Annotated in this window: 8 protein-coding genes; 1 reads left to right on the top strand and 7 read right to left on the bottom strand. The window is 49.8% G+C overall.

The annotated features are described in order from the left end of the window. The first annotated feature begins 24 nt into the window (after nt 1-24). On the top strand, nt 25-900 hold the full coding sequence (locus AC3ITG_RS25970) for a DUF72 domain-containing protein (protein WP_489251777.1): 876 nt from the start codon (nt 25-27) through the stop codon (nt 898-900). Between the two features lie 135 nt (nt 901-1,035). Here AC3ITG_RS25970 and AC3ITG_RS25975 read toward each other — a convergent pair whose 3' ends face one another. The 7 genes from AC3ITG_RS25975 to AC3ITG_RS26005 form a co-directional block, all read right to left on the bottom strand. After that, on the bottom strand, nt 1,036-3,213 hold the full coding sequence (locus AC3ITG_RS25975; protein ID WP_489251778.1) for a glycoside hydrolase family 88/105 protein: 2,178 nt from the start codon (nt 3,211-3,213) through the stop codon (nt 1,036-1,038). Between the two features lie 56 nt (nt 3,214-3,269). Beyond that, complete coding sequence (locus AC3ITG_RS25980; RefSeq protein ID WP_489251779.1) at nt 3,270-4,091, bottom strand: polysaccharide deacetylase family protein; 822 nt, start codon at nt 4,089-4,091, stop codon at nt 3,270-3,272. 95 nt (nt 4,092-4,186) lie between these two features. Continuing rightward, nucleotides 4,187-5,800, bottom strand: coding sequence for a glycoside hydrolase family 43 protein (locus tag AC3ITG_RS25985; protein WP_489251780.1), 1,614 nt, complete (start codon nt 5,798-5,800; stop codon nt 4,187-4,189). Nucleotides 5,801-5,848: 48 nt separating this feature from the next. Further along, complete coding sequence (locus AC3ITG_RS25990) at nt 5,849-9,199, bottom strand: glycosyl hydrolase (RefSeq protein ID WP_489251781.1); 3,351 nt, start codon at nt 9,197-9,199, stop codon at nt 5,849-5,851. A 232-nt stretch (nt 9,200-9,431) separates the two neighbouring features. Further along, a complete protein-coding gene (locus AC3ITG_RS25995) occupies nt 9,432-10,937 on the bottom strand; it encodes an extracellular solute-binding protein (RefSeq protein WP_489251782.1) in 1,506 nt (501 codons plus the stop codon). A gap of 18 nt (nt 10,938-10,955) precedes the next feature. Continuing rightward, nucleotides 10,956-11,843, bottom strand: coding sequence for a carbohydrate ABC transporter permease (locus tag AC3ITG_RS26000; protein WP_489251783.1), 888 nt, complete (start codon nt 11,841-11,843; stop codon nt 10,956-10,958). 39 nt (nt 11,844-11,882) lie between these two features. Then, nucleotides 11,883-12,812: an ABC transporter permease gene (locus AC3ITG_RS26005; protein WP_052016746.1), complete on the bottom strand. Its 930-nt coding sequence runs from the start codon at nt 12,810-12,812 to the stop codon at nt 11,883-11,885. Nucleotides 12,813-12,848 lie beyond the last annotated feature (36 nt).

Genomic DNA, 12,848 nt, shown 5'->3' on the forward strand with positions numbered 1-12,848 from the left:
AAGAAGCAGCAGGAGGTGTTATTTATGATTCGGATTGGACTTACGGGCTGGGGAGATCACGAAGATTTGTACCCGAACCGTACCAAAGCGAAAGACAAGCTCCGTCTGTATGGACAATATTTTACGACCGTGGAGGTAGACAGTTCCTTCTACGCCGTTCAGCCTCGGGACCGGATGGCACGCTGGGCAGCAGAAACGCCAGAGTCCTTTGCTTTTATCGTCAAGGCCTATCAAGGGATGACAGGACATCTGCGGGGAAAACCCTATTTCACAAGCACCTCGGAGATGTATAAAGCTTTTCGTGAATCCCTGGAGCCTGTCATGGAAGCAGGCAAGATGCAAGCGGCCTTGTTCCAGTACCCGCCGTGGTTTGAATGCAATCGAGACAACGTCAATGAACTGCGTGAAGTGAAGCAAAGAATGGAAGGCATCCCGTGTGCTCTCGAATTTCGCCATCGCAGCTGGTATGAAGAGGGCATGCGCGAACGGACGCTGGCATTTCTGAAGGAACAAGGCTGGATTCACAGCGTCTGTGATGAACCTCAGGCGGGGCCAGGATCTATCCCTATTGTACCTGAGGCTACCGATGCCGAAATGACGCTGGTGCGTATGCATGGACGCAATGTATCAGGCTGGCACCAGAATGGTGCACCCAATTGGCGCGAGACCCGTTATCTGTATCGCTACAACCAGGAAGAGTTGCTGGAGTGGAAAGGTTATTTGGAGCAATTGCAAGAGCAGAGCAAAGATGTATATGTGATTTTCAACAACAACTCGGGCGGCGACGCCGCTGCCAATGCTCAGATGATGATGGAGTTGCTAGAGCAGCCCGTAAGGCCCTTCCCTGACCGTACGGAGCCGGAGGAGGAAGAGGGACCAGAGCAATTGGAGCTGTTTTAAACACATGTCTAATTCGGATTCTGAACAAAATGTTTCTAATAATAAGCCTAATGACAAGGAAAAAGCGGCAAGCCTTAAGGCTGTGCCGCTTTATTTGTCGTTAGGCTATATGCAGATGAACACATGGTTGCTGTATTAGCGTTGTGCGGCTGTAACCGAGGAGTCGAGCGAATTCCGGCAGAGCTGCTGGTTCATTTTATACGCCTCAATCCCGGCCAGAAGCACAATGCCGATACCGTGCGTATCGTTCAGAATCCATCCCAGATCGTCTCGGTAATAGAGTGCAGTAAAGGAATAACCGGAACCCCGGCATACTCCGTACACATTGCCTTTATAATCAATGGACAGACGTGTCATGCCTTCCCATCCTTTGCGCACCGCATCCAGGTAGGCCTCTGGCTGCTCCAGCCAGCTTTCACGAATGCCGCGGGCATAGGCGTAGATGAACATTGACGTGCAGGAGGTTTCCTCATATGAATCCGGGCGGTTCAGCACCTGGTGCCAGAGTCCATTTTCACCTTGCAGCGCCAGATACCCCTGACATAAATCCCGGTAAAAGCTCAGCAATTCCGGCCGTTTAACGTGATCACTTGGTAGAATCGACAGTAGTTCGGTTAGCGAAAACAGAACCCATCCGTTTCCGCGTCCCCATGGAATGCCTGTCGCCCGTCCGCGTACAAAATCATACACATGGGACATGATCTGTTGTTCGGGAATATAGAGATATTTGCGGAACATGAGGAACTGGTTGATCGCATCATCCCAATAAGAAGTATCTCCCGTCAACTGACCGTAACGCATCAGGAAAGGTGTGCTCATATACAGATCATCACACCACATCGTTTCCTGGCGCATCTCTCCGCTGCCACGAACACGGTAAAAGGCTCCGTCGTCCAGACGTTCCTGTTCATCCGTAATATAGCCCGCAATACGATCTGCGGTATCCCTGCCTCCACGAATGTCGCCGAGTTCCATCGCTGCCAGCAAAGTAGATCCAAACGAACCGCAATCATCCAGACTGTCGATTGCAGACAACTGATTATTAATTCCCGCGGCGCCGTACCCTTCCCGATCCCACAGACCATAACGGTCAAACGACGTACTCAGGTCAATATGGTCCCGCACATACTGAACATAGTCGTCACGTCCCAACTCCTGTCCAATCTGAAGAAGTCCAAGCAGGGTAACACCGAGTGGATAATTCCATTTGCCGTAATGGGTATTTTCCAAATAGGGACGAACACTCGTTTCAGGTAGATCCACATGCCAGTATACACCTTGGGCTCCATCATCAAATACGGTATCTGTTACCACGATGTCATCGGGAGATGGTTCAGAGCCTGGGGAAAATGCACCCGTATACAGCCACGCATCGGGACATCCTGCAACCGGATGAGGTGGTCTTAATCTCCATCCTTTTGCAGTGGAATCCTTCGCATCATCCAGTGTGAATCCCCACAACTCGCTCCCAGCCTTGGTTTCGCCTTTCGCTATCAGATCAGTTGGACCATAGCGGCGAGGCAATTCAATGCGGAAATTGCCGCTTTGCTCAGCAGAATATATCACCTTGCCATCGACGTACAGGGTGAGAGCACCCTCATGTTTCCCTTGCAAAAGAACAGGTGACGATCCCGGTTGGATGACATCCAGTTTGGACCATGCGTACGCAACAGCAGGCTGCTCTGTCCCAAAGATTCTGGCGAAAGCTCCAGCGTTCTGTTCCCCTTCTGTCCAGTCCCTGCGCGGATACCAGGAGAGGCCCGTTTCTTCTTCAGTCATGCCATCACGAGGGAGTGAAGATAAAGGTTCATCGACTGGTTCCGAGTACAACCAGCCCTCCTGACCTTGGCGATACACACCAGGTGTGAGGAAGTGAAGCGGGAAGTTTTTAAATGAGGCCGTTCCGTAGATTCCGCCGAATCCCACCTCTGTTTTTACAAAACAAAGCAACACATCGTTCCAGCCATATTTCACGGAAATCGGAATCTGGGTTCTGCGCTCAGGAAATAATTCCTGCAATAGCTCCGATTTGAATATTTCTTCTCCATTCACATAGACCGTCACCGGACTATAACAGTTCAGTCCCGTATTTAACGTAGCCTCCTGCTGGCTCCACAACTTGCCCCATACGTACACGTACTGTCCTGCACGAGCCTCTTTCCATTTGGCATCCAGATTCAGATCATAACGATAATCCCCAAGTCTGCGGAAGCCTCCACGGTGGTACGCTCGGAACAAAAAGGAGTGTTTCGGATGGTCCCCAATATAACGCTGTGCCACGGTAGTCAAAATATCCGGAATTGAATCATACACCTTGCCTGCAATCGCCTCGTTCTCATGAAAATAACGAATGATCGTCAGCTCCCTTCCTATACCTTGATTCGTTCGGTTAGTAGCAATGTCTCGCCAGCCTTCAATTCAACCACCTGCTGATCCGCTGTAAACCAGATGGAGATGGCCGATGGGTTATGGATAATCGACCGGTCTGCTGAACACTCCAGACGTTTGACCGCTTTCCAGTAAGCAATCACTTCGATGTTCGTTGCGTACCAGATGTCATCCCGGCCGCTAATCTGCTCAGCAAACTGTTCTATAATCTGCCAATTGTCGTTATCATTGAATTCGTAGCTGTGGCCCCATACATATAACAAGAGTGGCGTACCTGTCTTCGTATGCTGGATAAATCGTTCGGCATGGGCCGCCAAATCATGGTTGTGGTGGCAGGTTGGATGCCATTCAAGCGGCCGCTCAGGCAGTGTGTACCTGCCGTGGGATTCAACCGTGCGTGCATAATCGATGCCAAGCCATTCGAGCTTGGTGCTGAGTGAACGGTCATAACCCCCATTCGGATAGGCCATACCTCGTACCGGATAACCGACCAGCTGTTCCAGCGCTCTCCGATCTTCCATAATCTCTTCGGTCAGCAGCTCATCCGGGACATAAGGCAATGTGGGATGGGTGACCGTATGTACAGCCACTTCATGCCCGGCATACAACTTCGCAACTTCTGTCGTCTCAATTCTGCCAGGTTTGCTTAGCGTACCGGAATTCAGATTGAATGTGCCCCGCAGCCCATGCTGATTGAAAATTTCCACCAGTCTGCGATCATGCACCACACCATCGTCATAACTGAACGTCAACGCCTTCATCACGCCACCCGGGTAGCGGTCAAACTGGATACGATGTCCCATCTTGTTCCTCCCCCACTTGCTTTCTCCAAAAACGAATGATTCACACTGGATCACTGCGCGGTCAGAACGTCCCTCCAGGCCCGTTACTGAACCGATTAGACCGTTTCCTTCACATCAAAATATCGAAAAACACCTTGACCTCCACTATTCGCAGATCGCGTATTCACAGCAAAAATTCCCATCTTCGCGCCCACCCAAAGAGCTGTCGTCGCGTTAAACGGTGCACCGATCGGTTGAAACCCCGTTCCATCTTCACTCCAGCTGAACTGACAACGGGCAGGTTCCGTCAGGGTGAATCGGAGATGAATGGTCCTGCCGTTGTACGGTGTGCCGTTACCATTCCAGTCCAGCCCCGTTTCTTCCCATTCATCTGCGTGCAGGTGGCTCTCCGGACGTTTGGCTCCTCGAATCAACGATAGTCTGGCTGTTCCATCTTCCATCTGCATCAGGCACAAGCTTGCATACGAATCGCCAAATAGGATAAGTCCTACCCGATCACCTGCTTGCTTGGGCAAGAACGTCAACTTGGTCGTCGCTTCAAATTCAGAGGCAGGCAGCTTCTGTAAGAGCAGTTGTGGGACACCAAACAAGGATTGAATATTCTCCGGGTATGGGTGCGCATGTAATACCAGCCCCTCTTCCGAACCAACATCCGCCCATTCCGGGCGCGAATTCGCCTGCCATTGCCATTGGAGACCAAGACGATTGGCCTCAAAATGATCAGAAACATCAGGCACCGAGACGGGATACGAAGCTCCAACATTCGGCTTCGCATACACATCGACGGGTTCACCTGTTCCTTTACTTTCACGATCTATTCCAATGACAGGCCAGCCATCTTCGCTCCATGACATCGGCTGCAGATGAACGATTCGACCATACGCATCGCGATCCTGAAAATGCACAAACCAGGACTCACCCGACATCAATTCCACGTAACCTCCCTGATGAGGTCCATTCACCGCGGAAGCTCCCTGATGCATGACGATTCGGTCCTCATATGGCCCAAATACCTGTTCCGAACGCAACGCCGTTTGCCATCCTGGCTTCACGCCACCTGCCGGGGCAAAAATATAATAGTACCCATCTCGCTTATAGAATTTCGGTCCTTCAATCGTCGGATGATGCTTCGTTCCATCAAAAACAATCGTTCCTTCATCCAAAAGTCTGCTTCCATCCACAGCCATGCGGCATACTTGAATTTTGCTTTTGATCCCGCAGCGGCTATGGGCAAAAGCGTGCACCAGATAAGCCTGGCCGTCATCATCCCATAACGGACAAGGATCAATCCATCCTTTCACCTCGTGAACGAGATGCAAAGGGGACCACTCTCCCTCGGGATGACCCGCAGTGGTCATGAAGATGCCTTCATCCGGTGTACTGAAGAAAATCCAAAACTTTTCGTTGTGATACCGAATGCTTGGAGCCCATACGCCTTTCCCATGAAGCGGCACATCGTACCCTGGCAAATCCAGCTGTTCAATGGCATATCGTACAAGCTTCCAATTCACCAAATCTTTGGAATGCAGAATCGGTAACCCCGGCGTATGCGAAAAGCTGGAAGCCGTCATATAGAAGTCATCACCAACACGAATGACATCAGGGTCGGAATAATCTGCATGCAGAATCGGATTTCGGTATGTACCATCCCCCTGATCCGCCACCCAGATTGGCTCCGCACGCTGCTGGTTGAATCCGGTTATACCCATGCTTTCCCTCCTTCATATGTTCTTGCCAATCCGTTTATCTTGTGAGGTTTATTCTTCAGCTGATATATGACCGGCTTCCTGCAAACTGTGGCTGCCCGAGTCAAAATACGTACCTTCCAGCAGTCCGATTAATGTATTGGTAACTCGTACTTCAATATCGTTATCCCCTGCTCGCAGCCAGGAGGCTTCTCCCGTCCAGCGATATGGAGACCAGCATCGAACGCCCAGACTATGACCATTCACCCGTACCTCTACCACATCCTGCACCTGCCAGTCGCTGATTTCCAGTTCAAAGGACGCGACCTCTTCAGCAGGCTGATCCAGCCAGAAGCTTCGTTTGTAACTCATCTCCCCTGCAAAATGGGGATAAAACGGCTGAGGCTCAGGCCCAATTCGGGTCGCCGTATCCGGCTCGCGAACGAGAGAGACCATGCCTTCATGATGGAATTCCACGCCAAATCGCCCTTGCAGATACAGCGGATCAACGATACCTTCTTCATCCCTCGTGACCTGTACAGTAACGGTCATTTTATTCAGACCACTGTGTAGGAACTCTGTTATATTGCAGCCAATATTGTTGTGATCGGTAATTTCAATCGGCTCGAATTGATCGGGTCCAATCTGTTGTCCGTTAATTTCCATGGTCCAGTTACCCGATATCGCTGCCCTGTCCATGAATAACAGACATTCTGCCAATGCCGTTCTCAGCTCAAATGTAGTCGTATACTTGCACTGGATTGGATAAGCAACGGAAGCTTTCTTTGGTGTACCAAATACCTGATTAAACTGGAGCGGCAGATGATGGTTCTCCGATAATTCAGCCGCCTGATCAATAAAGGGTTTGACTGCAACATGATTACGTTCAAAAATTACACCATTGTCATTGGAAGCTGTTACGTTGAACTGCCCCATCCGAAGTGTGTTGGATTGCACCGTTTCCAGTCGCCATGGCCCCTCCGCAGGAAGTTGAATGGTATAGGGCGCGTCCTCAGTCTCAGTAACTAAACGATCCGCGCCAGACTTCATTCCTGTTTGGTTCAGAGCAAAAGAATTCCCCTCTGATACCTCTCGGGCATGTTGTAAAGTAAGCCTCACAGCCTGTGCTTCATAGGGAGCAAGCTTTAGCGAAATGCACCACTCACCACCACTGCTGGTAAACGGCAATGGTTCACGCTGTCCTGTCTCCAGATCGAGCCGTTCCGCCAGCAGACGTGTACCCGCTGAAAGATCCACATCCGTCCATAACCGCTTGGCTACCATTTTCAATTGCCCTTCAAGTTGTTGTCCTTCCTGGTTGGACAAAAAGATCATAAACTCTCCATCCGATAATTGACGGGTCTGCATAAGCAGCGACGCACTTTCTTCTTCCATGATCCAACAGATCGGTTCGGGCAGTACCTGATCCAGCAGCAGGGAGATCAGTTCCAACGAGAAGTCATCCCCGCGACCTGTTCCCGCAGGTAGAAAAAAAGCATTTCCCTGCCCTTGTTGCCACATCGATTCGCTGCTATCGTGACCTGTTTCTTCCGCATTGCCCCAATATGCCTCGTGCGGCTGGTTACCTGCACCAAAGAACTGAGCGGCCTCATTTCCTACAGGGCTTCCTGGTTGGATAGCTACATGCGGAGGCATGCCTACAGATATGACCGTTCCCCCCTGTTCCACGAACTGCTTCACCTGCTGCCAAGCTGCTGCCTCCAGGTTCAGCATCGGCGGAAGAATCAGCACTTCATAACGTGCAACGCCAATCTGAATTGTGCCCTCGGCCAGCACAGCTTCCGCTAACAGCTCGGGGTCCAGATGATCATAGTCACGTCTGTTTTCGAGCAGGTGCGAGGTGATCCGCATCCAATCGTTCGTGAGGCGATCCAGCTTCGCCCGTTCTGCTTCGTCTTCTCCGCCATATTCGAATCCGTGAAGCGGATTGCCCATCAGGCTCCAAAAAGTGGTCGTTGGATCAAGCACAGCAATTCGAATGTCCGCAGTCCCCGTGCTCATTAGATAGCTTAAACGTCCCGTGTAATCTCCCAACTGCCGGAAATGACGCCAATAAGGGTTCTGTATAAACTGGGATGGCGGTGCATCATGCTTGGCAAGTCCGCCGATGGTATAGAAAAAGGCGTGGAAGTTAAAAAAGTTGGTGCCCATGGCTGCCATCCGGTCAATCATCCATTTGGCATCCTGTAAGGTCATCGACCAGCCTACACTGTGGAAACACTCAATCAGATTACGGCTTCGTCCCAACTGTCTGGCAAGCGAGCTGACCATCTTCGGATTGTCGCGCATTTTTTTGCCATACCGTTCCAGAATCCAGGATAAGGGGCGTCCGATTTTCTCATGCGCGGAATCTCCACCTGGCATATGGCTGAACAACTGAGTGGTCATCCGTACCCCGGGCACTTCTGCCGCATACTGAATCCCTGCCTCTTCGCACCAGTCATGTACCTGTTTGTGATACGACTCCCTGAGCAGCAGATGTAACGACTGGTAGTAGTCATACCGGATTCGTTCTGCATCTGGGACATCGCTATGCAGCAGAGCGGGTAGGGACTCGATCAGACTGTAACCACAGCGTTCGCTAAAAAATAGGGGAAGCTGTGGAGACCAAGGAATACGCCCAAGCGGCGCAATTTCATCAGAGAACATGCCTTTGATTACGCTTTCAAACTGTTCTCCAACTGCTTCCTTATACCGTTCGTGGGTCAGTTCAATAAAACGGCTCATCGCTTCTTTGTGACACGGGTCTACAAAGTTGCCGTAATATTTGAAATCATTCATCTCTTCTTCCTGAAATATAATCACGTCCCACTCCCCAGCGGGAGCTTTCCACAACAAGCGAAAAGCCGTTCGGTATGTAAAAAACCGCTTGCGATTATACGACGTGAGTCCTGTCTCCTGATATACCTGATCCGTCTGGATATTGCCGATGTTGCTGCGCAAATCAATGGATTCTTGCCACAATCTTTTGCCCTGTGCATCCTTTGGTATTGCCTTCGCCACTAAAATTCGACCCCACGGCAACTCATGATCCACTATTTCTCCGCCATGAACACGAATCTGCTGATGTACAAGCTGGCGCTGCTTCGCCTCGGGAAAATCAAGTGTCACCTCACCGCCGGCCATCCCGCTTGGATAGGGATACTCGTCATATAACCATACCTGCATGCCGCAGGCGGCCGCCGCTTCCACTGCAATCCGTACCTTGTCAAACCATGCTTCGGACAGATAGGGAATCTCCAGCCCCTGACGTGGACAGATGAAAAAACCACCTATGCCCTGTGCAGACATTTCAGATATTTGTCGTTTGATTTGCCCTTCTTCCATATCCCCATTCCAAAACCAAAAGGGATGAACCCGGTACTGCGCCTCGGGATTTTCAAATGCATCCCCGTTCCACATGTCGCTTCCTCCCTGTATGCTCAAGAGTGGTCATCCTTTACCATTACCGTTCATTTAAGTTCAAATAGGTTTGTTTTTCATTGATTATACATCAAAAACCAAAGACTGGAAGCCATAATTCACAAAAAAAGAGATGAACATGGTTTTAATTGGCCTGAACTATGCATATACGGAAATGCCCGGCTGCCACCTTTACACTACAAGCAAGGCTGCCGGGCTCTGGAACATCCATCTATTTCAGTGCAGCGTACAGCTCATTCACTTCTTTGACATAGTCGTCGCCGCCACTGCTTTTCCACAATGCAACAGCATCCTGGAAGCCTTTTTCGTCAATTTGCCCCACGATGAATTTGATGCGGGCATCATTAATGATGTTATCCAGTTGTGGTCCTTTCTGGGCATACACATCGGAAATGAGCGGTTCGCCAGGATTAGCAATGACGATTTCCTCATTGGCTTTCTGCACCTGTGCAACCTTTTCGCGAACAGGTGTCTGTTGCACACGAAGCGTTCTGTCCTCGGGAACAAACATCAGAATCTGATTCAAACCCTGTAGGTCCCGGAGCGCAAGTTTATCAGTGGTCGGTATAATGTAGTCCTCTTTTTTCTCATATTGCTTGCCTTCCAGACCGTTGTACAACAATGTTTGCAATTCTGTTTCATTCAGCTGATCCAGGAAAGAAAGCACCTTTTTCAAATCTTCTTCCGTTTTGACACTGCTTTTGGAAATAGCTATCAGACCGGAGTAGCCGGATGTTGGCATATCGCGCAATCCCTTTGGACCTTCCATCGCTTGAAGTACATCCACATGTCCAGTCGCTGACGGATCTTTCTCCAGTATCTTCTGATCCATGCGCTGTGCGTTATCCGCCACATCCACCATGACACCCGCTTGCCCGTTTACAAAAGGATCAGGCAGTTTCGTCGCATCCATCACGGCAAAGTCCTTGTTGACCAGACCTTCGCTATAGATTTGGCGGAAAAATTTCAGAGCTTCCATATATTCTGGAGTCTCATGTGCCGGCATTAAACCTCCGTTACCATCCTCGCCCCATTTGTTGGGTGCACCAAACCAAATCTGCATATTATCCCAAGGGCCCGTGAATTTGCTCGCCACCAGACCGTAGGTATCGTCTTTACCGTTGCCGTCTGGATCATCCTTCGTGAACGCCTTCAATACGTTGTAGAACTCGTCAATGGTCTTTGGCTCTTCCAGGCCAAGCTTCTCCAGCCAATCCTTGCGGATCGTGACACCGTTACGTCCGAGAGCACGTGCGCGGTAGATGCCATAGGTTTTGCCATCGATAGAAGCATTGTTAGTGATAATTTCATTCATCTTGCTGAGGTTCGGATAGTCTTTCAAATAAGGTCCAAGCTCCCAGAAAGCTCCAGTACGAGCCGCATTAATGAAACTTGGGGACTTACCCAGCACAACCATAACATCGGGCAGCTTGCCCGAAGCCAGTGTGATATTGAATTTATCCTCATAGGAGCTACTCGGTACCCATTGCAGATTCACATCCATCTTGGTCAATTCCTCAAGCTTCTGAATCACAGGACTGTTATCCGGCGGATTCTCCGCTTCAAAGTTCGGAAGCATAATCGTGATCTGATCCGTGCCACCCGCAGCTGTTCCTGAACCTGCTTTGTCCGTGGAGCAAGCTCCCAGAATCGTACTCAATACCAATGATGCAGAGAGTAGCAATGCGCCTTTTTTGAATCCCGTCTTTTGTCCCATACGTTCTCCCCCTTGGCTTTAGCCTTTAATTGAACCTAACATGACACCCTTGGCAAAATGCTTCTGCAAAAACGGATACACCAGCAAAATCGGGATGGTACCAACCACAATGACCGCCATTTTAATGGACTGCTCCGGTGGCTGTACAAAATTGGGGTCCATGTTTGCCATATCTCCGACACTGGCCTGTGAGAGCAGAACGATCTGTCTCAGCATGACTTGCAATGGCCATTTGTCACTGTCGGAAATGTACAAGAGTGCCGAGAAAAAGTTGTTCCAGTGCCCTACGGCGTAGAATAACGCAAAGGTGGCAATCACCGGTTTGGACAATGGCAGAACAATTCGCCACAGTACCCCAAGATCCGAACAGCCGTCGATGCGGGCCGCTTCCTCCAGCCCTGGCGGCATTTGTTGAAAAAAGTTTTTGACAACAATTAAGTTAAAAGCGCTGATCGCGCCAGGAAGCATGAGGGCCCAGTAGGAATCCAGAAGTCCAAGTCCACGAATGACGAGATAGGTCGGGATCATCCCGCCGCCGAACAACATGGAGAAAATCACCATGTTCATCATGACATTTCGGCCCCAGAAGTCACTTCGGGACAGTGGGTAAGCCATCGTCAGTGTGAAGAAGAGATTGACCAATGTACCTGCAACCGTAACAAATATCGAAACCCCTATACTGCGGAAGATGGTGGACGAGGAAAAAATATACTCATACGCACTGAACGAAAACACCTTCGGAATAAGGAAAAAACTGCGTTCGGTAATCTCGGCTTCGGTCGCGAATGAATTTCCTATAATATACAGGAAAGGAAGGACGGTTAATATGCCCAGAATCCCCAGAATGACGTAATTGAAAATATCAAATACTCTGCCGGCAGGGCTGTTGTATAGACGGCTGTTCATGGGCGATTTCCTCCTTATCAATGGATGACGAACATGCTCTTAATAGATTCCGGGATGTCCGAATTTCTTGGCCAGTTTGTTGCTGCCCAGCACCAGAATAATTCCGACAACCGACTTGAACAACCCGACCGCGGTACTGTAACTGAATGCACCTTGCGTAATCCCGACGGTGTATACATACGTATCAAATACATCTGCCACATCACGATTCAGCGAGTTGGTCATCAGATAGATTTGTTCAAAACCGGTATCCAGGAAGTTCCCCAGCCTGAGAATGAGCAAGATAACAATGGTCGTGCGGATCGCTGGAAGCGTGATGTGCCACATGCGCCGTAATCGACCTGCACCATCCACAATTGAAGCCTCATACTGCTCTGTATCCACACCTGCAAGTGCTGCGAGGAAGATAATCGTTCCCCAGCCCATCTCTTTCCACATCATCTGAACAATAATGAGCGGACGGAATGACCCCGGACTTGCCAATACATCGATCGGTTTGCCTGTGATCCAGGAGATCAGGTCATAGAGTACCCCGCCTTGCGGAGTCAGGAATACATAAGTGATACTCGCGATAATGACCATGGAAACAAAGTGAGGTACATAGACCAGCGTTTGAATCGTTCTTTTGAAGAAAGCGACCCGGATTTCATTAAGTAACAAAGCGATGATAATCGGTGCCGGGAAAAAGAATATAAGATCATATAGGGCAAGGACGAGCGTATTCCTCAGCAATCGGAAGAAATCCGGATTGGAGAAGAAATTCGTAAAGTTCTCCATACCCACCCATTGACTGTCGCGAATGCCCAGAAAAGGTTGATAGTCCTGGAAGGCAATAACGATCCCCCACATGGGCAAATATTTAAAAATGACAAAGTACAAAAATCCGGGAAGCACAAGTACGTACAGCCATTTATTTCGTTTGATCTGCCTCTTCCAGTTGGACTCCCGCTTCATCGGCAATGCGGCCATTTCCACTTGAGCTGCTGTAGCGCCATTTCCATTCCA

Source organism: Paenibacillus sp. GL_099_B (assembly GCF_057835695.1).

Coding starts and splice junctions, on each gene's coding strand:
- AC3ITG_RS25970 (WP_489251777.1), top strand. CDS start 25: ATGATTCGGATTGGACTTACGGGCTGGGGAGATCACGAAGATTTGTAC.
- AC3ITG_RS25980 (WP_489251779.1), bottom strand. CDS start 4,091: ATGGGACATCGTATCCAGTTTGACCGCTACCCGGGTGGCGTGATGAAG.
- AC3ITG_RS25985 (WP_489251780.1), bottom strand. CDS start 5,800: ATGGGTATAACCGGATTCAACCAGCAGCGTGCGGAGCCAATCTGGGTG.
- AC3ITG_RS25990 (WP_489251781.1), bottom strand. CDS start 9,199: ATGTGGAACGGGGATGCATTTGAAAATCCCGAGGCGCAGTACCGGGTT.
- AC3ITG_RS25995 (WP_489251782.1), bottom strand. CDS start 10,937: ATGGGACAAAAGACGGGATTCAAAAAAGGCGCATTGCTACTCTCTGCA.
- AC3ITG_RS26000 (WP_489251783.1), bottom strand. CDS start 11,843: ATGAACAGCCGTCTATACAACAGCCCTGCCGGCAGAGTATTTGATATT.
- AC3ITG_RS26005 (WP_052016746.1), bottom strand. CDS start 12,812: ATGGCCGCATTGCCGATGAAGCGGGAGTCCAACTGGAAGAGGCAGATC.